The organism is Ktedonobacter sp. SOSP1-52, assembly GCF_016587395.1.
The window spans coordinates 168,733-186,037 of the sequence record NZ_BNJH01000002.1 but is presented as its reverse complement, the minus strand read 5'-3'; the positions used below and the strand labels follow the sequence as shown (position 1 = coordinate 186,037).

Sequence of the window (17,305 nt, the reverse complement as noted above, 5' to 3'; positions counted from 1 at the left end):
ATTCTTTCCCGCGCTACAGTGGAGTTGATGACCTCAGATCACCTCACTCCTGAGCAGTGCGCTAGCTCAATCAGCGAGGGATCGACTGGGTCCATACCTATATGGAAGCTACTGGAACCTACGGAGACGCCCTCGCGCTCTTCTTGTATCAAGCTGGCCATACCGTAAACATCGTCAATCCAGCCCGTGTCGTAGCTTGCGCGCCTTTCGGGAGGAGGGCGAACGAAGACAGACAAGCAAGATGCCAAGCTGCTCTCGCATGTGGATCCCGACTGGTTTGACCGCTATGTCCAACGCATTGAGATGACGCGTTTTCCCAAGCAGGAGAGCAAACAACAGGCCCTGCGCAAGCAAGTTGGAGAGGATGTGTCACGTATTGCGAGATTGTATAGACCAGCAAGAGACGCCCTCCACTCTGCGTCTCTTGCCCTCTGTCATCCGGCTCCGACAGGTCTTTGAGCAGCATTACGAATGTGGACAGGCTGGAGTGCGATGGCGTGATGGGCCTGCGGTGAATAACGAGGATCGGATGGTTTCGCCCTACGATGAACAGGCACGCTCGGTCCGCAAACGAGAACTGGTCTGCTTAGGATACAAAGTGCATCTGACAGAGACCTGTGATCAAGACCCTCAAAAGCCTCATCTGATTGTCCAGGTTCACACGGTCGCAGCGACCGTTGCTGATAGTGTGGTTGTGGAACCGATCTTGCAGGATCAGCGCGACCGCGAGATGGCTCCTTCAATCCTGTTAGTGGATCAAGGCTACACTAGTGCGACCTCTCTCTTGTAGAGCAAGCGAAGCAAGGAACATAGATGATCGGCCCTCTTCAGGAGTCAACCAGTTGGCAGGCGCAGGCCGGGGAGGGATATGGGCTCTACGACTTTGAAGTAGATTGGCCTCACCAACGCATACGCTGCCCACAAGGGCATCTGAGCCAGCGATGGGCTCCCTTCTTTGACCGGCACGGCACAGAGAAGATTGAGGTCCGTTTTCCTCCTAAGATGTGTCAGGCGTGTGTGGCACGAGAGCACTGTACCACTGGAGCCAAGGGACGTATTCTCAAACTGTTACTGCAAGAAGCGTATCAGGCGTTAGAGAAGCGCCGGGAGGAGCAACACACGCCTGCTTTCAAGGAGAAATACGCGCTACGAGCTGGTGTCGAAGGAACGATCTCACAAGTGGTTCGTCAGACAAGAATGCGGCGTGCGCCCCTATCGTGGAGAGCGGAAAACGCATCTGCATCATGTACAGATTGCGGCTGGGATCAATGTGCTGCGGATCGTTACCTCTCTTCATGCGCACGTTCAAGGAAACTCTTTTCACCCTGAACGTCGAGCCTCGCCCTTTGCTTGTCTCAAAGAGGTGGCTCGACCAATTTGCCCAAATGTCTGAACAAAATTTCCCAACAGAGTCATCAATGACCGGGGCTTTCTTGCCGCGTTCTCTGTAAGATTGGCAGCGTAGAGAGCAGCGAGTCAACCAGGGTAATGGAGCGCTGCGCTGCTTCGCGAATGACCAGCCCGTAGCGCGCTTGAAAGGCATTGTTCTCAAAGAGCGAATAGGGAACTGAGGGTAATTTGTGCATGATACGGGTGCTGATCAGCACCCAGGCTTGCTGGCGCAAAATATTCGAGGAGCCATCGCGAATGATAATCGCCAGGCGCTGGATCAGCAGTAGCCCGATCAGGGCGATTCCAGATGCGGTAACTGCCCCGGTCATCTGCGCGGTTCCCACCAGTTCATTGATGGCCTGCAGCATCTGATGCAAAATCAACAGCAAGGCCGGGTAAAGGAGCGGTTCAATTAGCGTCCCTACGGTGCTGGTGATGAAGGCGCGCGGATGGGCCGTAAAGAGCAGCCGCGCCGTGGCTCCCTCCCACAGCCGTAAGGCGCGTTGGCAGAAGAAAACGCATAGCTCTGATCTCCAAACGGGGTAAAAAAGACGTGGACACACATCAACCTTTTCCCGGGCAAAGGTCTGGGAAAACCAGGGAAGAGGGGCAGCATGGAGGTGCGCGGGCTCAAGAAAAAACACCAGGGGAACGTGGTGTGAAGTCAAGGGATGTGGCGTTTACGATTTGTCTGTCAGGAAACGACCTCCAGGCGGCAAACGTCTAGATCTGTCACCGGTACGCATTCGTCATTCATGGCCGTCAAAAACTCCTGTGAGATGCGATTCTGTATTCAGAATGGCATCGCCCTTCTTCTTTTGTCAAGAAGCATCTGGGATATTGGGTACTTGGTCGCCTTTTCCCTCTTTCTGCACGGTTACCTGCATATGACCCAAAGCGGTGGAGAAGTCAAAGAGGTTCCCACCCTCACCGCGAGCAGAGTCTGAATTCCGTTCCTTATCTGCTCTTGCTCTCAGTGAAGATCTCTACAGCTCTGAGTTAGACGGTTGAGCAGTTAATACATCATCCGGCCAACCATATAGCTCAAGGTGTAGCCGATGTGGCAGCCACCTTTCAGTTTGGGTGGCGCCCCTTTGCTCATTACCAAAATGCTTGGCGTCGAGATCCCTTTGCGCCTCTCCTTCGAGTACCCAGCGGTCACCGCGCTCGCCACCGCCATCGAGGAGATACTTATCGAACACCTTGAAACATCACCTGATACTAGTCTCACTGGTCTATGGACGAGCGTGCAAAGCGCGTTACGCGTGTGCAGGCCACCTGCTGTAGATCCTCAACACAGCATCTGTTGCTATGCCTCGTTTTAAGGTGGACTGGCAAGCCTGAGAGGTCTTACATAAGAATCGGAGAAGCTTCCTTAGAGAAGAGACCCTAAACTGCACGCAAATGGCATGCTGCTTTCGTACCGTTTGAGCAGCGGCAAGTCCTTTGCTCTGTCTTTTCAGAGGATTGTTCACGTGAAATTGCAAGAAAGCACCAGTGAATCGATATATTTATACTTATCTAAATAAAGGCGAATACAACGGCATTCGCCTGACTCGCCCCTAAAAAGAGGAGAAGTACAATATTGAAGCGCATCTATTTAATCGTGGCGGCCACGCTGGCCTTCGCGCTCTCCATCTCGATCTCCCTCGCTAGCTCTACGAGTCCTGCTCATGCAAGCTCAAACAGTGAAGTCCTTCACTCCATACGCAGCATGCGAGTGAAAAACACTGCCGCCGCCTGTCGCAATTGCGCCGGGAGCAATAACCTGAGCTACCATGGCGGTACAGGCGGCGTGGGCGTGGAAACCGGAGCGGACAAGGTATATCTGATCTACTGGGGATCGCAATGGAACAACAACGATCCATCTGGCGAGGCGGCCATTCAGCAGAATTTCTTTAAAGGCGTAGGTGGCTCAAGTTGGAACAACTCGGTGACGCAATATTGTGAAGGCGTTTCCTCCGGCACGGTTACCTGTGGCTCATCGGGCACACATGCCACAAACCCCACCGGTGTATTCGCCGGCATCTGGTATGACAATGCATCTGCGGCTCCCTCTAAACCCAGTCAGTCGCAACTGGCCAGTGAAGCGGTCAAGGCAGCAGCGCATTTTGGCAATACGACTGCGTCTTCCAATAAAACGGTTCAGTATGTGATCAATACCGCGACGCACAATAACGCGAGTGGTTTTGGAACCCAATACTGCGCCTGGCACAGTTCGACGAGTTCGAGCTATGGCAATATTGCTTATACCAACATGCCCTACATTACTGACGCGGGGGCGAGCTGTGGTGCCAACTTCGTGAACTCGGGGAGCGCGGGCTTGACCGACGGTATCACCATTGTCGGTGGTCATGAGTTTGCCGAGACTGAAACCGATATCTATCCCAGTACTGGCTGGATCGACGGCAGTGGGAGCGAGAACGGGGACAAATGTGCCTGGATTAGCTCCGGTCAGGGGGCCTCAGCCAACATTACCTTGAGCACAGGAACATTTCCTGTCCAGTCGCTCTGGAGTAACGCGTTTAATAACAACGCTGGTGGGTGTGTCATTTCCTATCCCTAATACGGATCTTAGTGTACCTAGGGGATCGCCAGGATAGGCGATCCCTTTTCTTTTTGCAACTTCCAATTTACAGAGAACGAGGCGAGAAAGCCCCGGTCATTCATGCTCGGGGCTTTCTCGCCTCGTTCTCTGTAAGAGGGGGAAAATGTCCGACTGAGAAGACCGCAAACAAGAAGGAAAGCCATTCCTCTCTCGCATATCCAGGTTGTTTCAACAGCACCTGCGAAGCTCAAAGGTGGCGAAATTCCGTGTCGTAGGCTCTTCCATATTGGATCAACCAGAAAAAATGGGAATGCATGGTTGGCGGAACCAATATCCTACCTCCCGTGATCGTTTCGAGATACGTAGGATGCCTGGGATCGTCTTCCAACTTGAGGCGCAGGGTATGCAGGTAGACACGGATATAATCCACTTCCTCATGATACCCTGTGCCCCAGACGGTGTGGAGCAACGACTGATGCGAGAGCACTTTTCCCCTTCGCGCATAAGCGTGAACAGCAGCGCACATTCTATAGGTGTCAAACGCCTCGTGTCAGAACGGAAGAGATGCAGCCAGGCCTCCTGGACGGCATCCTCTGCCTCGGCGAGTGAGCCGAGCATGCGATAGGCCATCGCTCGCAGGCGAGGACGCTCTGCCTCGAATTGCTCCGCCAGCCAGTTGTGTGTCTCTATCATCGGTCACATTTTCTCGTTTCGTTTTGTCATAGGAATGACAAAGGAAACCTGGCCGATGTGACAGGGAGGCTCATTCCCGCCTTCACCGCCGACTGGGCGACCCAGGCATCGATGAACCGCGATGGCGAAAGAAGGGGAGATACTTTCAACAGAAGAATTGCCAAGAAATCAGCAGTTTATCGGTTCTGGCACAATCTTGGTGAAAACTCTTGTGTAGGGAAAGAACCACGCCTTTCTCTGCGCTCAAAGGAGAGGAGCATTTCTCTAAACAACCTCATCCTTCACCGAAAGTGGGCCAGAACCGGTTCATTTCAAGATGTACATCAAGATGTACAAAAGACAAGAAAGGTCTCTGAGGAACAACGGAACAATATCGCACGTTAAGGAACTTTTGAGCACGTTCTCATTTCTTCAAAGTTCTATTAGCAGAAATAAACCCAACCAATTTATCTGTTTTATTTCTGCTAATGCTCTCTAAAACCCAGAAATTCGACTTCTGCTAAGGTCATTTCCTCCTAAACGTGCATTTTCGTTCTTCTACACCTCAGAGGCCAAACACAAAGAGCTACTGAGAAAGGTATTTGCGACAAATGGTTTCCCATCAAAAAAGATCCTTTTATGGATCGCCAGTCCAGGCACACAGAGCGTGGGCCGGGTATGCTGCGTTTCTCTGGGTTGTCGTCTTTATTGCATTTCACATCTATTGGGCCTATGGCGGGCGTTTGGGGTTTGGAGATGCATCTCATTCGATTCCTCCCGCCCCGACAAATGGAGTTGAATGGATCTACGCGTGCGTCGTTTACGCGCTGTTCATGGGCGGCACACTGGTTCCTCTCGCCATAGTGCAAGCGTGGGGACGAGTTATACCCGGCTGGCTCTTGCTCTCTGCATGCTGGTTTGGTTCCGCAATCCTGACGCTCCGCGCACTTGCCTCCTACATGGACGACCTGGTCCGCTTCACAGGTCTGCTCCCAAATGGGATTACAGGCTTAACATATGCGCAGATCTTTGGTGATGACCACGTGACAGCGTATATGCTTTGGTCAAGCGCGGCTATAGATGCCTATTTTCTGCTTGGCGGAATACTTTATGGCCTGGCTGCCTGGCATAATCGACATCGATTTCGTAAAAAATCTCATTAAGGAAGGCCAATATGATCACAGGTTTGGATGAGCTGACCCCAAATAGGACAAAATAATCAACATAGGCTAAATCAGTGTCACATTGCAGAAGCAATAGTTAAGGATGCGGTAGAGTTACATTCCGTTAATGGCAAGCGTTTAACGTTTGGAGGGAGGAAAGTGGTGAATGCAAGATTGTTTTCACAAACTCGCTGCCTTTGAACCCGATGGAGCGCAGGTGTTAAGTGTCTACCTGGATATGAGTCCGCATATGTCGGGGAAACAGCCATGGGGGCGCACATCTACCCCTGTACTCAGGAACAGGTTACGCGAGATTGAGAGAACAGTGTTGCCTCGTCATCCCGCGCTAGATGGCTTTCGCAAGGATGCGGAAAAAGTTCAACGTTAACTTGAAAACCACGCCGAGCCCTGATTACAATGGGTTGCCATCTTCACCTGTGACGCGCATGGGCTCTTTGAGACCCTGGAAACTGGCGCAGTATTTCAGAACCAGATAGCATTTGAACCCTATCCCGATCTGTTTTAACTGGCTCACCTGCTTGACGAGCAGAAGACGGTAGTGACCGCAGTGGTCGATACCAACACAACGCGCCTCTTTGTGACACGCCTGGGCTTCCTTGAAGATGTGGCTGGACCTGACGACTCACCGGCCGGCTATGGCAAACGGAACGCCACATGCTTAAACCGGGCACGATACCACCGGCGGGTTGAGAATAAACGCAAAGAGTTCGCGCGCGAGGCTACTTCAGCTATTGAAGACCTTGTACAGCAGGAGGGAACTCAGTGCGTCATTCTGGCCGGCGATCCCGTAGCCATTCCCCTTCCGCATCAAGAGCTTTCCAGCACGGTAGAGCCACTGGTACATGAAAGGTATTGAATCTCGATATTCGCACGCCTCGCCACGAGGTTCATGACGAGATCAAGCCAGTGATGCAGTACATGGAAAGGGAGGCGTCGCATAATCAGGCCGACATCCTTGTGGAAGGAGTGCGCTCGAACGGGCTGGCGGTAAGTAGGATGCAGGAAATGCTTGGCGCGCGCGAACATGGGCAGGCCGATATCCTGATACTGGCGAACGATATCCTGCTGGACGAGAAGCAACGCAGCGAGCTTGTGCGCTGGACCGCAAATACGGGTGCCCAGGTTGAGTCCTTAGAAGGCCATCCTGTCCTCCAGGCAATGGGAGGCGTGGGCGCGCACTACTAGGCTATCGTCCCCACTGGGTCTAGCCTACCCAACATCAGGTGTCTTGCACAGAGCACCAATGTCCCGCTCTCGCTTCAAGTGAGCGGATCAGTTCATTTGAAGCGAGTTGATCCGCTCGCCGTCCACATACGGCTGTGTATCATCGAACATCTGCTCTATTGCGATGATGTACACAATACAGAAGATTAATAGCGTTTCCTAGTTAAGGGGGATTGCAATGAAGGTTTTGATGGTCCTTACCTCCCATGATCAGCTCGGCGACACTGGCAAGAAAACAGGCTTCTGGCTGGAAGAGTTTGCCGCACCCTATTATGTCCTGAAAGATGCTGGCGTCACAATAACACTCACTTCACCAAAAGGCGGACAGCCACCACTCGATCCGAAAAGCGACCTGCCCGAAAACCAGACGGAAACGACGAAACGCTTCCGCGCCGATTCTGCGGCGGCAACAGAACTTGCCCATACCAGGAAGCTCGTTGATATATCGGCGAACGATTTCGATGCCGTTTTCTATCCCGGCGGGCATGGTCCGATGTGGGATATGCCAGACAACCCGCACTCCATCGCGCTAATTGAGGCCCTAGTGAAAGCCAATAAGCCGGTTTCAGCCGTCTGTCACGCACCTGTCGCGTTCATAAATGCACATGATGCTAATGGTCAGCCCCTAGTCAGAGGCAAGCACGTGACAGGATTTACCAATGAGGAAGAAGAAGCTATGGGCCTGACTACAGTAGTACCATTTCTGCTAGAGGATAAGCTCAAGGAGAGAGGCGGCATCTATAGCAAAGCCAGACCTTTTGCGCCTTATGTGCAGATTGATGGCAAACTGGTAACGGGTCAGAACCCAGCATCTTCGGGTCCCGCTGCGGAAGCGTTATTGCAGTTACTTCGCTCTGGTCAATCCGAAGCGACGGCGTAAAGCTGGGGCATCTCCTCATCCATCCCATGCGCATTAAGTGAAGAGCCAATTGAGGCCATCAAGAGGTGGCCTCAATTGGCTCTTCACTTAATGCGCATGGGGCTATGCAAAGCAAACCCCTCTCTTCTATTTCTCCATCAGGACCATTGCACCTCAGTGACGCCCGAATATTTACCACCGCTCTGATGATCGAACCGGATACGGAAGCGGTCGGTCGTTAGCGAGGAGAAAGCGACGGTGTTCTGACCACCAGTGGGACTGGTTGGATGACGGGACGTATTGGGCACCGCTTATAAGCGTCCCCACATATTCTGTTTGCCTCCGCTTCCATCGTATACGCTGACCACAATCTCAAACGTGTCAATCTTCTCTGCGGCCCAGGCTAGCAGGCGTTGGCCTTCTGCCTGCAATTCCTGCGATATGTTCAACGGAAGAGGCTCAAAGGACTGGAGAATGAGCCTGGCTATAGTCCGGGTGCGCTCGATATACCAGATGCCACTGACGAAGCCATCGACGAGAAAGGTAGGCAGGACAAGGGATCTGCCAGGGGTGACATAGGAGCGGTAGTGCTCAGGAATGATGCGCTGGCGGTCGTTGTAGGCCAGAATGAGATTGTCGAAATCGGGGATAAAACGTACGGGGGTAGGAGTATGCGCAGATGGCAAGAGCGCGCCGGGTAGGTCGAAGAGTTCGCGACCCTGCTCGTCACGGAAGGTCGTGAGCTCTGGACGCAGAATCTCGACTGCTGACTGGAGGTGATTGAGGCCAGACCAGATTTGCAGATCCTTGGTGCTGGCTGGGCCAAAGGCGGAGAGGTAGCTGCGAATGAGCGCATGCAGGCCTTCTGCGGGAGGAACAAATGAGCGCCCTAACCAGGCCTGAGCCTCGGCATAGGCAGGGCTACCACCGACGCCCCAGGCGCCACCGGGGAAGACCTGGATCAGTGAGAGAGCTGCGCGCACAGCGTAAAGCAGGCGCTCATCCATTTGCGGTACCAGTTCGGCCAGGCGAGTACGCAGTTCGACATTGGTGCGTGGCTTCTCACGCAGAAAGCCCTGCATCTCGGCCAGCAGACGCTCTCTTGTGAGACCGTTGGCGAGCGGCTGACCAAAAAAGCGCTCCAGTTGGCGCGTATGCAGCGTTGCCAGCGCAGGCCGGAAATTCACATAATCCTCGGTAGTTGTCAGGTGCAGTGTGCGGCGCATCATCGACGTCCTCACTACCTCGCGCCGCTCCAGCAAGTTTGTCAGATCCTCTCTCTGGAAGGCCCGCAAACGACTCCATAGCCCCATATATGGCGGATTAGCGAGTTGGCCCTGCAAGCCTGCCACCTGTCTGATTGCAGCCAGGGGAGTGATACTCGCCCGCTCCAGCAAAAGCTGCCTCGCCAAAGTGGCGCGATTGAGCTCTCGCAGCGTGAGGATGCGTTCACCCATCAGTCTCTCCTTTTCGCCTTGCTCTCTTGCCTGGTTTCTACGTACAAGCAAAGGATATTTCAAAAGGGAGACACAATCCGCCCTCATTCATAGCGCAATTCCTTGCTTGCTACTTTCGTGCCGTCAAGATTTTTGCGACAATCCTTGGGTGGAGGGCCTCCCCTTTCTTGTACGAGAACTCGCTGAAATACCTCTTGACAATCCCTTTCAGGAAGTTAAAATAACGGTGTTATTTTAAGGAGCACCGTTATGAAAAGACAAAAAACGCAGCCTGATACACAGAGCGAGCGGATCCGTCAGGCCATGCGCCGTCGGCAAGAGCATGAGAAACAGGAATTGCGCCAGGCGATCCTGACCGCTGCGGGCCAACTGTTCCTTGAACAAGGCTACGATCGCTTCTCTATGCGGAAAGTGGCCGAGCGCATTGGGTATTCGCCAACGACCATCTATCTCTACTTTCGAGATAAAGATGATCTGCTCTTTACAATTATCGATGAGGGGTTTGAGCAGTTTTGCCAACAACTTATGATTGCAGCTCAGAGCACGGCTGATCCCTGGGAGCGCCTGCTCGCGCTTGGTCGTGCGTATGTGAGCTTCGGCATCCAGCATCCCATGTACTATGAGTTGATGTTTATGCAACGGAGCGATTTTTTGATGCAGACCCCACAGGGCGCAAGCACGCCGCGTATCCAGGCCTTTAATATTCTCAAAGAGGGTGTGCAGCAGGCTCTAGATGCAGGCAGGCTTCATCCAGGCAGTGCTCAAGCCTACAGCGATTTGCTCTGGGCACTGATGCATGGCCTGGTCTCGCTCTCAATAAGCGTGCCACTCTTCGATGCCACTCGCCTGCAGCAAGCTCTGGCCGAGTCCCGGTTGCTGATCGAGCGCGGTCTGCATCGGGGGTAGGTCTTTTTTTGAGTATAAAGTAACGGTGTTAATTTAATGAGCACATCTCAGTATAGCGAGAGACCTGTTCTTGTATATAAAGCTGGTCAAAAGATGAAAGGAAGCATATATGGACCCAACCAGAATCTTCGCCATTATCTCCTGGGTACTTCTGCCAACCGTGATGCTTGGTGGCTATTCACTCCTGAGCCTGCTGGTGCGCGCGAATCCCTGGCTCACGCCTAAACGCCTGGCCACTTTTCGCGCTGGACATGCGCATGCGGGAGCGCTCCTGGTACTCTCTTTGCTCTACTATACCTATCTGGCTCAGACCAGCTTCTCTAGCACCGTGAAGCTCATTGCCTGTTTTGTCTATGTCCTTGGCGCCCTGGCTCAATCGGGAGGATTCTTCATTGATATGCTTGTTGAGAAGCGTGGTCGCCTCTCTTTTGGTTACCTGATGACCACGTTGGGGGCGTTACTGCTGGCTTCCAGTATCCTCTTGCTCGCCTATGGCCTGGCGGTGCTTCCTGTCTCGAACTAAAATGTTGTGCCTCTATCAAGGAAGATCAATATGTTTGTATTCATGGTACTGATTATTGCTACACTGGTGTTCCGTGGCCTGGGCGTGCTGGGTGTGCCTCTTTTCCAAACCTGGCATGGTGCCTCGCTCTGGGCTCTGGCTGTGATGCTGCTCTTGACTGCCAGCGCACATTTTACTACCAGGAAAGAAGATCTCATCAAGATGGTACCGCGGCAAATCCTCTATCCACGCCAGATCGTGCTGGTCACTGGCATCCTGGAGATACTGGGCGCCATCGGACTGCTGATCCCTTTTACCCGAACGGCAGCTGGCATCTGCCTGGCGATCCTCTTCGTCGCTGTGTTGCCAGCGAACATCAACGCTGCGCTCAATGCTATTTCGCTGTCGGGCCAACCGGTGATGCCTCTCTGGTTACGCGTCCCAATGCAGGTGCTCTTCATCGCTCTAGCACTGTGGGCTGCGCTGATATAGCTTGTCGTCCGATCTGAAAGGCATGTGGTTTGGGATGATCCTTCTGGTTGCCATGAATCACGTGCCTTGTATTTTTTGTAGTCAGTCACCCCAGGCCTGTCTTTTACCCACATTTTACAAAGTGAGCTTGGAAACGCTGTGATGAGGCTTTCTGGGCTGTTTTCTGTAAGGCTAATACTCTTCCATTGATGAAAGTAAACGTATTGTTATTGGCCCGGTTTTGTAGAAGAAAAGAGGAGGGGATGCTGCTGGCAGTTCTCCTTTTAAAAAAAGATAGCAGTGCCCAGCAGCAGTACAATGAGCAATGAGGAACTAGATCTCCGCTCTGAATGTTTTCCCCAGTTCTGTTCCCAGACCAAAGTAATGGCGGAAATTATAGATGAGGGGGTGCCATGCCTCAGGATTGATATGTCGCTCACCCTCAATGATGCTCTCGTGAGCATGAATACGAAGCACTTCCGCTTCAACGAGAAACGCGGTTTCTTGCTGCTGTAAAGGACGAATATCGCGAACGCTTGCCTCAAACTGCAGCGGGCATTCTGCAACTCTGGGAGGCGCGACGCATTCGGACTGGTGAGGAGTTAAGCCTGCCGCGGCAAATTTTTCCTGCTCATAGCGGAATTGCGCTGCTTTGGCTGCCGGGACCGGGTTTTTTCCCGTTAAGGGAGCTAGGCGCTCTACTGTTTGCCATAATTGGTCGGTAGGAAAATTCAGGACACATTCTTTCGTACGTTTCAAATTATCGATGGTCTTCCCTGTGGCCCCCAGACCCAGGACTACCGTATAGCCGAGCGCCCAGGCTGAGGACATCGGCGCGAGATTCACACTCCCATTCTCATTGAGAGTACTGATGAGAACAACAGGCGTCCCAAAGTATAGAATAGATGGCGTAATAGCATGAAAATGATCAGAGCTCAGAGCAAGGTCTTGTTCTAAAGAGATGTACTGATTTTTCATAATATCCTCCAGAGAGAAAAAGCGTTTGAACAGCGATGAGGGAGCATCATTGTTTCCTGTCTCAAAAAAGGGAGCGTTGGTGAGGGCCTTGATTCCTTGCATGTTCGCCAGGGCAACTGCCTTCCTTCACGCCTTGTTGGTACGTGCCTATTGTAAAACAGGAATATATCGTGTACCATCGAAATATGGATACACAACCCGATATTGCTTCCATTGCTTTTCTCATTGGCGAGCCAACACGTGCCACGATCCTCACAGCACTGCTTGGGGGCGTGTCTCTGCCAGCAAGCGAACTGGGCTCCCGATGTCAACTGACACAGCAAACTGTGAGCGCACATTTGGCGAAGCTGGTTGCCGGAGGGCTTCTTGTGGTCGAACCTCGTGGGCGACATCGCTACTATCGGCTTGCCAGTGCTGAAGTCGGACAGGCGCTCGAAGCCTTTCAGGTGATTGCTCCTCGTCCCCCGGTCCGTTCTTTGCGACAATCTGAAGAAGCCAGAGCGCTCTGCCTTGCACGCACCTGTTATGACCATCTGGCTGGAACACTTGGCGTACGCATCACACACGCCATGCTCCAACACGGCTACCTCAGAGAAGCCGACAACAACTATGTGCTCACCACGGAAGGAGAGCAGTGGTTTACTCACCTGGGCATTGATCTGCCTGCGACGAGACAGAAGCGAAGAGCATTTGCAGTCCCTTGTCTGGATTGGAGCGAAAGACGCCATCATCTTGCGGGGGCGCTTGGTGCGAGTCTTGCTTCCCACTTGCTCAAGCAAGGATGGATCTTACGAGTACCAAGGAGCCGGGCAATCCGTCTCTCTGAGGCCGGGCAAAGAGGTCTATCGCAAGAGCTCGATCTTCAATTTTAGGGCAGAAAGAAGGTGAGTTCTTCCTGTGTGCAAGGGAAGACCGTGCCATTTTACAGAGCCGATTTCAGGCGTGGGATGAGGTGACTGGGGTCAAGCAAGCGGCATAGCCACAACTCTCACCAATCTCTCTGTACCTCCAGCCTTTTTTCCTCTTCTCCCAGCCAGGATGGGATTGAGGGCAGAGAAGTGGGAGTAATCTGGATGGTTACCTGAGAATTCGCCATACGAGGGGTGCCCTCCTAATGTGGAAATCAATTAATCGACATTTTCCCTGTCTTTGCCAAACGCTCGCGTAAAAAGCCAATGTCTCCACAAAGGAGAGAAGTGACAATGCGTCGTATCCAGGGGGGCAGGAAGTGGTTCTTGTCTTATCAGGACCGTACTGCTGCGTTTAGGGGATGCCATCAATACTGTCATGGCATCCCCCTTTATGAACACTGGGACTCCTAGAGAGTGGTTTTCCTTCTTTCCGTCTACACGACGTATGTTTCTTTAGGGTTTTCCCATGGCAGAGCTCACTTTCTTTTTATTGGATCCTGACCGTCAAGTTCATGTTAAGGTGGATCGTACAATAGAGCCTGAATGTCCCAGCGGTGGGAAAAGGGCCAATCGTGGCTTGTGCGTTTCCGTTGATCTGCATATTATTCACCTCTGGCGCGTTTGGCTCTCTGACTGATTTTGCGGTGCCATTCTCCCACGTTCCATTTGCAATGATGTGGGGCGTAAGCGGATCGTCGTTGATCAGCGTCACGCTTTGCCCTTTCTGAATGGTGATCTCTGCCTGGACAAAATTGGCGCTATCCATGTGCACTTCCGTCCCCGGCGCAGCGTGAGCAGAAGCCCCGTCTGTCCCGCAAGCCGCCAGGATGGAGACGAGCAAACAGCTCAATACCAGAAAAGGAAGCAGCCTCTTTATCAGCATGGGATCTCCTTCCTTATCGTACAAGCTGCGGCTGCCTGCTTACCTCACTGGCTGTTTGCTTGAGACGCAGGTAACGCATACCGGTGGTACCGAACAACACGAGCGCGCCCAAGCCAACCAGCAGATGGGCGGTTCTGATCAGCCAGTGGAGATCGCCAACAAGCAGCGTCATCTGGATTACCCCAAAGACAGGCACGAGGGGCGCATAAACGAGGCTCACAGCGCCCAGGAGCCTTGTTCCTCTATTGAGAACCGCTATAATCCCAAGCGTCAATAGCGCGAGAACGAAGGTCAAACCAAACAACGCGTGAACGATTTGAAGCATGGTCGTACTCATTCCGGTAATCCAGATGAAGAGCCCGAGCACCAGCACTCCCAAGCCTGCTATGCCTCCTACCCAATGCAAGATATGTACCGTTGTTTTCATAGAACTATGCCTTTCTGTCAAAGCCGAGGAAAACTGTTCTCCGCTCTCCCATGTCAGAGCCTTTCACTTTTCTCCTCCCGCTTTCCTCCAAAATTCCTCTAAAATTGGAATGCCCTGCTTTTATGTGACCATGTTTTGTCATTGGCATTCTCATTTGCTACAATGAGAATGTATAGGAAGAGGAAGAGGGGAGCAAGTACGCAATTTTATGTGACGGAGATGCGCCCATCACATGCTCACCCACGAAAATGGAGTCACTTCTTTATGACACGTGTAAAAAAGACTGCTGCATGCCCGATTGGAGGAGTAGGAGTGGGAGGCAAATGGATGTTCTGGATCTGGTATCATCTGCTCAGCGGAACCAAACGCTTCGGCGAATTACAGCGGCTCATCCCGGGAGCCAGCCGACAGATGCTGACCCAGGAGTTACGGGAATTAGAGCAGGTAGGAGTGCTGCGCCGAAAGGTGTATGTACAGGTCCCTCCCAAGGTGGAGTACTCGCTTACGGAATTGGGATGGCAAGCAGAACCGGTGGTGCGCCAACTCGAAGCCTGGGGCAGGTGGTATGGCGAGCAGGTTCATCTGGAGTTTGATTGGATGGTCAGCCTGGGAGGCAAATGGACGTTTTGGCTCTGGTATCATTTGTTCAGTGGCCCCAAAAGCTTTAGCGAGTTGCAGAAGCTGCTTCCCGAGATCAGCCGGCAGGTACTCACCCTGGAACTGCGGAAATTGGAACAGATGGGAGTGCTCTACCGACATGCCTCTTCTGGGGAATTGACAAAGGGAGCATACGCGCTTACAGAATTGGGACGAAACTCAGAGCCGATCCTGCGTCAGTTCTATGCCTGGGGCAGGTGGATTTGTGAGCAGCTTGACCTGGACTACGATTGGCCAGTGCTGGATGAACCAGTGGCGCGCGCAAGCTAGCAAGGAAACTGTGACCCTGGGCTGGGAAGAGGCCCAGGGTCACAGTTTCCTTGCGCATTCATCAGGTTATTTTGTCTCTTCAAACGTATAATCGAATGGTATAGAATAGACTTCCTGATGGAGTTCGCTTTCAAGCGTTGCCTGTCCGCATAGACCACTCAGTTGATCGGTGCCTGATCCAGGGACCACTGTCAAGGTCATCTTGAGCTTTCCATGATCAAACGTGCCGATTTGTTGGAAGACAAAGCTGCCCGATCTTCCACCAACACTGCCTGTTACCTTTTCCAGTGCAATTGTGCTGCCTGTAAGATTCTTGTTCTCGGCAATGAGATACTGGATACTGCCTTCGCCTTCAATGATGCCCTCATAGCGATGAAGGATCTCCACGCGGAAGAGGTTCGTGCCTGGAGCCTCTGTTTTATCATGCCATGTTTTCCGGTGCCAGTCCTTGACTGAACGAGTAGTATTTGCTTGTGTCACAATATCCTCTTTTCAAGATGTATTTGAACTTCATCTCCAAAAGTTCATACAGGAAATGTACAAGAGAAAGAGAACATACACAAGTACGTAATTTTATGTGACAAAGTAGAATATCACGCCCGCGAGATGGGAAATCCATGAGCATGATACGATCTTCGCCATACATTTGCCCGCATCACTCCTTGATCCTGCTGCCTATGAGCTGGATTACCCTCCGATGCTGCTCCCAGCCATTCGAGCCTCTGCTGGGTCATCTCTGCATAGGTGACAGGTTACGGCTTCCAAGCTTGCGCATCTGATGGACACGTCTGAATCGTTCTAGACGAAAACGATGTCGCATGTATCTCCTTTGCGACTATTGGGCTCCTTCCTTTTTCCTCTCTAAGTAAGTGTAATTCTTGCATAAGATGAGGATGGAGGATTTCAGGAGAGAAGTTGGTTCGAGAGACCCGCGAAGCTCGCCGGAGTCCTCCGATTTTCGTGGAACATCGCTTCTCTCTGTTTCCTGGTGATTTCAAGATGCTTGCAAGCGTTCTATTTTCGCCTCAGATGCTCCTCAAATTGCTGACTTCCTCTCTTGCTTAGAGGGGGGAAATCGAGGGGAGAAAATGTCGGGAGCCCATATCGATTTCGACGTTGCCACAAATCGATTCAAATCTCAAGGTGCTTGGCTTCTGTCTTCCTTCTGTTCTCTCTTTCCCCGGAAAACATTCTCCTTGCAACCTGTGATCGCTTCACCGCTTTGCTTGCTTTTCCCACACATCACCGAAGCGGGCATTCTTCCATTTCTGTGCAAGAAATGCCCGCTTCCTTCACAAGCCTATCCCTAAAGTCTGGGACGACTCATGTCTTCTCTGAAAAAGCTTCAGGCGCGGGGATGAAGTTCGCGACTCTGGCGCATGATTTCACGGAGCTGGCCGAGGTGATCGGCGTTGTGGGAGAGGCCGAAGAGGAAGCGCCCAATGGCGTTGAGTTCGCCAACGCGGGAATGCGTGAAGGTGACATCAAGGTGCGGCTCGTCGGGCCAAGCGTCGAGCATGGCTTTGCACATGCGCCGACTTTCTTCCAGGCGCTGGCGAATCTGCGCGACGCTCTTGACAGTCTCCCAATAGACCTCGTAGCGCGAGCGACCTTCGACCGGCAGACCACGAGCCAGCACCAGGGCCAGCGCTGCGGCCTCCTCAGAGGAAGCCGTGGCGTGTACGATGACGTGGCCGAGCGTCCACGGCAGATGAACCTCTTCAGGCTTGCCAAAGGCATCATTGGCCTGCGGGTCATCGGGCACAAATATCACATCCGCGTTCACTGCGTCGGCGATACTCTCTTGCATGGTATCAACCATTTCGTCGGTCAGCCAATAGAGATCAGCTTTGGTCAGGCCTGCCGCCAGCTCCGCGAATGTTTTGGAGCCGTTCTTCACCGAGCTAAAATCGAGCATAGGAAATCTCTCCATTCTCTTGTAGTCAGGAGCACTGGCTACAACG

Annotated in this window: 23 protein-coding genes and 2 pseudogenes; 15 read left to right on the top strand and 10 right to left on the bottom strand. The window is 52.5% G+C overall.

The genetic code is table 11. The features are described from left to right. Positions 1 to 376: 376 nt before the first annotated feature. Together JMJ16_RS16485 and JMJ16_RS16480 are read left to right on the top strand one after the other, a co-directional pair. On the top strand, positions 377 to 790 hold the full coding sequence (locus JMJ16_RS16485) for a hypothetical protein (protein WP_201383213.1): 414 nt from the start codon (positions 377 to 379) through the stop codon (positions 788 to 790). Between the two features lie 23 nt (positions 791 to 813). Continuing rightward, entirely contained in the window at positions 814 to 1,329 is a 516-nt protein-coding gene (locus JMJ16_RS16480; protein ID WP_201383211.1) for a transposase, read from the top strand. 86 nt (positions 1,330 to 1,415) lie between these two features. Here JMJ16_RS16480 and JMJ16_RS16475 read toward each other — a convergent pair whose 3' ends face one another. Next, positions 1,416 to 1,955 (bottom strand): hypothetical protein, encoded by a 540-nt coding sequence (locus JMJ16_RS16475; RefSeq protein WP_201383209.1) that lies wholly within the window; start codon positions 1,953 to 1,955, stop codon positions 1,416 to 1,418. A gap of 495 nt (positions 1,956 to 2,450) precedes the next feature. Between JMJ16_RS16475 and JMJ16_RS16470 the strand changes: the two genes are divergently transcribed. Both JMJ16_RS16470 and JMJ16_RS16465 read left to right on the top strand, forming a co-directional pair. After that, positions 2,451 to 2,717, top strand: coding sequence for a hypothetical protein (locus tag JMJ16_RS16470; protein WP_201383207.1), 267 nt, complete (start codon positions 2,451 to 2,453; stop codon positions 2,715 to 2,717). 260 nt (positions 2,718 to 2,977) lie between these two features. Continuing rightward, positions 2,978 to 3,958 (top strand): hypothetical protein, encoded by a 981-nt coding sequence (locus JMJ16_RS16465; protein ID WP_201383205.1) that lies wholly within the window; start codon positions 2,978 to 2,980, stop codon positions 3,956 to 3,958. 229 nt (positions 3,959 to 4,187) lie between these two features. Here the strand turns inward: JMJ16_RS16465 and JMJ16_RS16460 are convergent, their stop codons facing one another. Together JMJ16_RS16460 and JMJ16_RS56030 are read right to left on the bottom strand one after the other, a co-directional pair. Next, a complete protein-coding gene (locus JMJ16_RS16460; protein ID WP_236601685.1) occupies positions 4,188 to 4,466 on the bottom strand; it encodes a helix-turn-helix domain-containing protein in 279 nt (92 codons plus the stop codon). Between the two features lie 22 nt (positions 4,467 to 4,488). Further along, positions 4,489 to 4,633: pseudogene (locus tag JMJ16_RS56030) on the bottom strand (sigma factor); the annotation flags it as partial. A 57-nt stretch (positions 4,634 to 4,690) separates the two neighbouring features. On the opposite strand from JMJ16_RS56030, the gene JMJ16_RS16450 reads away from it, so the two are divergent. The 6 genes from JMJ16_RS16450 (at position 4,691) to JMJ16_RS16425 (ending at position 7,900) form a co-directional block, all read left to right on the top strand. Further along, positions 4,691 to 5,017: a hypothetical protein gene (locus tag JMJ16_RS16450; protein ID WP_201383204.1), complete on the top strand. Its 327-nt coding sequence runs from the start codon at positions 4,691 to 4,693 to the stop codon at positions 5,015 to 5,017. A 206-nt stretch (positions 5,018 to 5,223) separates the two neighbouring features. Beyond that, positions 5,224 to 5,775 carry a DUF3995 domain-containing protein gene (locus JMJ16_RS16445; protein ID WP_201383202.1) on the top strand — a complete coding sequence of 184 codons (552 nt, stop codon included), beginning with the start codon at positions 5,224 to 5,226 and terminating at the stop codon, positions 5,773 to 5,775. Positions 5,776 to 5,941: 166 nt separating this feature from the next. Then, positions 5,942 to 6,163: a hypothetical protein gene (locus JMJ16_RS16440; RefSeq protein ID WP_201383200.1), complete on the top strand. Its 222-nt coding sequence runs from the start codon at positions 5,942 to 5,944 to the stop codon at positions 6,161 to 6,163. Positions 6,164 to 6,301: 138 nt separating this feature from the next. Beyond that, complete coding sequence (locus JMJ16_RS16435; RefSeq protein WP_307813168.1) at positions 6,302 to 6,652, top strand: hypothetical protein; 351 nt, start codon at positions 6,302 to 6,304, stop codon at positions 6,650 to 6,652. Continuing rightward, the gene (locus JMJ16_RS16430; protein WP_201383196.1) at positions 6,649 to 6,981 is read left to right on the top strand and encodes a hypothetical protein; all 333 of its coding nucleotides are present in this window, start codon (positions 6,649 to 6,651) and stop codon (positions 6,979 to 6,981) included. The genes JMJ16_RS16435 and JMJ16_RS16430 overlap by 4 nt, the downstream gene beginning before the upstream one ends. A 217-nt stretch (positions 6,982 to 7,198) precedes the next feature. Further along, positions 7,199 to 7,900 carry a type 1 glutamine amidotransferase domain-containing protein gene (locus JMJ16_RS16425; RefSeq protein WP_201383194.1) on the top strand — a complete coding sequence of 234 codons (702 nt, stop codon included), beginning with the start codon at positions 7,199 to 7,201 and terminating at the stop codon, positions 7,898 to 7,900. A gap of 137 nt (positions 7,901 to 8,037) precedes the next feature. On the opposite strand, the gene JMJ16_RS16420 is transcribed toward JMJ16_RS16425, so the two are convergent. Next, positions 8,038 to 8,187, bottom strand: a complete 150-nt coding sequence (locus JMJ16_RS16420) for a hypothetical protein (protein ID WP_201383192.1) — start codon at positions 8,185 to 8,187, stop codon at positions 8,038 to 8,040. 3 nt (positions 8,188 to 8,190) lie between these two features. After that, a complete protein-coding gene (locus JMJ16_RS16415; protein ID WP_201383190.1) occupies positions 8,191 to 9,336 on the bottom strand; it encodes a winged helix DNA-binding domain-containing protein in 1,146 nt (381 codons plus the stop codon). A gap of 249 nt (positions 9,337 to 9,585) precedes the next feature. Here JMJ16_RS16415 and JMJ16_RS16410 point away from each other — a divergent pair, with 249 nt between their 5' ends. The 3 genes from JMJ16_RS16410 to JMJ16_RS16400 all read left to right on the top strand — a co-directional run bounded on the left by JMJ16_RS16410 (position 9,586) and on the right by JMJ16_RS16400 (position 11,236). Further along, entirely contained in the window at positions 9,586 to 10,242 is a 657-nt protein-coding gene (locus JMJ16_RS16410) for a TetR/AcrR family transcriptional regulator (protein ID WP_201383188.1), read from the top strand. Between the two features lie 109 nt (positions 10,243 to 10,351). Beyond that, a complete protein-coding gene (locus tag JMJ16_RS16405) occupies positions 10,352 to 10,765 on the top strand; it encodes a hypothetical protein (protein WP_201383186.1) in 414 nt (137 codons plus the stop codon). A gap of 30 nt (positions 10,766 to 10,795) precedes the next feature. Next, complete coding sequence (locus tag JMJ16_RS16400; RefSeq protein WP_201383184.1) at positions 10,796 to 11,236, top strand: DoxX family protein; 441 nt, start codon at positions 10,796 to 10,798, stop codon at positions 11,234 to 11,236. 312 nt (positions 11,237 to 11,548) lie between these two features. Here the strand turns inward: JMJ16_RS16400 and JMJ16_RS16395 are convergent, their stop codons facing one another. Beyond that, a complete protein-coding gene (locus JMJ16_RS16395; RefSeq protein WP_201383182.1) occupies positions 11,549 to 12,193 on the bottom strand; it encodes a flavin reductase family protein in 645 nt (214 codons plus the stop codon). 170 nt (positions 12,194 to 12,363) lie between these two features. On the opposite strand from JMJ16_RS16395, the gene JMJ16_RS16390 reads away from it, so the two are divergent. After that, positions 12,364 to 13,065, top strand: a complete 702-nt coding sequence (locus tag JMJ16_RS16390; RefSeq protein WP_201383180.1) for a helix-turn-helix transcriptional regulator — start codon at positions 12,364 to 12,366, stop codon at positions 13,063 to 13,065. 526 nt (positions 13,066 to 13,591) lie between these two features. On the opposite strand, the gene JMJ16_RS16385 is transcribed toward JMJ16_RS16390, so the two are convergent. Continuing rightward, positions 13,592 to 13,987: a plastocyanin/azurin family copper-binding protein gene (locus tag JMJ16_RS16385; RefSeq protein ID WP_201383178.1), complete on the bottom strand. Its 396-nt coding sequence runs from the start codon at positions 13,985 to 13,987 to the stop codon at positions 13,592 to 13,594. A 13-nt stretch (positions 13,988 to 14,000) separates the two neighbouring features. After that, positions 14,001 to 14,414, bottom strand: a complete 414-nt coding sequence (locus tag JMJ16_RS16380; RefSeq protein ID WP_201383176.1) for a hypothetical protein — start codon at positions 14,412 to 14,414, stop codon at positions 14,001 to 14,003. 264 nt (positions 14,415 to 14,678) lie between these two features. Between JMJ16_RS16380 and JMJ16_RS16375 the strand changes: the two genes are divergently transcribed. Beyond that, positions 14,679 to 15,341: a helix-turn-helix domain-containing protein gene (locus tag JMJ16_RS16375; protein WP_201383174.1), complete on the top strand. Its 663-nt coding sequence runs from the start codon at positions 14,679 to 14,681 to the stop codon at positions 15,339 to 15,341. Between the two features lie 147 nt (positions 15,342 to 15,488). Here JMJ16_RS16375 and JMJ16_RS16370 read toward each other — a convergent pair. Together JMJ16_RS16370 and JMJ16_RS16365 are read right to left on the bottom strand one after the other, a co-directional pair. Continuing rightward, positions 15,489 to 15,821, bottom strand: a pseudogene (locus JMJ16_RS16370) (DUF3224 domain-containing protein); the annotation flags it as partial. Between the two features lie 865 nt (positions 15,822 to 16,686). After that, entirely contained in the window at positions 16,687 to 17,259 is a 573-nt protein-coding gene (locus JMJ16_RS16365) for a DinB family protein (RefSeq protein WP_201383171.1), read from the bottom strand. Positions 17,260 to 17,305 lie beyond the last annotated feature (46 nt).

Coding starts and splice junctions, on each gene's coding strand:
- JMJ16_RS16480 (WP_201383211.1), top strand. CDS start 814: ATGATCGGCCCTCTTCAGGAGTCAACCAGTTGGCAGGCGCAGGCCGGG.
- JMJ16_RS16470 (WP_201383207.1), top strand. CDS start 2,451: ATGTGGCAGCCACCTTTCAGTTTGGGTGGCGCCCCTTTGCTCATTACC.
- JMJ16_RS16460 (WP_236601685.1), bottom strand. CDS start 4,466: ATGTGCGCTGCTGTTCACGCTTATGCGCGAAGGGGAAAAGTGCTCTCG.
- JMJ16_RS16445 (WP_201383202.1), top strand. CDS start 5,224: ATGGTTTCCCATCAAAAAAGATCCTTTTATGGATCGCCAGTCCAGGCA.
- JMJ16_RS16440 (WP_201383200.1), top strand. CDS start 5,942: ATGCAAGATTGTTTTCACAAACTCGCTGCCTTTGAACCCGATGGAGCG.
- JMJ16_RS16425 (WP_201383194.1), top strand. CDS start 7,199: ATGAAGGTTTTGATGGTCCTTACCTCCCATGATCAGCTCGGCGACACT.
- JMJ16_RS16415 (WP_201383190.1), bottom strand. CDS start 9,336: ATGGGTGAACGCATCCTCACGCTGCGAGAGCTCAATCGCGCCACTTTG.
- JMJ16_RS16410 (WP_201383188.1), top strand. CDS start 9,586: ATGAAAAGACAAAAAACGCAGCCTGATACACAGAGCGAGCGGATCCGT.
- JMJ16_RS16405 (WP_201383186.1), top strand. CDS start 10,352: ATGGACCCAACCAGAATCTTCGCCATTATCTCCTGGGTACTTCTGCCA.
- JMJ16_RS16400 (WP_201383184.1), top strand. CDS start 10,796: ATGTTTGTATTCATGGTACTGATTATTGCTACACTGGTGTTCCGTGGC.
- JMJ16_RS16395 (WP_201383182.1), bottom strand. CDS start 12,193: ATGAAAAATCAGTACATCTCTTTAGAACAAGACCTTGCTCTGAGCTCT.
- JMJ16_RS16385 (WP_201383178.1), bottom strand. CDS start 13,987: ATGCTGATAAAGAGGCTGCTTCCTTTTCTGGTATTGAGCTGTTTGCTC.
- JMJ16_RS16380 (WP_201383176.1), bottom strand. CDS start 14,414: ATGAAAACAACGGTACATATCTTGCATTGGGTAGGAGGCATAGCAGGC.
- JMJ16_RS16375 (WP_201383174.1), top strand. CDS start 14,679: ATGACACGTGTAAAAAAGACTGCTGCATGCCCGATTGGAGGAGTAGGA.
- JMJ16_RS16365 (WP_201383171.1), bottom strand. CDS start 17,259: ATGCTCGATTTTAGCTCGGTGAAGAACGGCTCCAAAACATTCGCGGAG.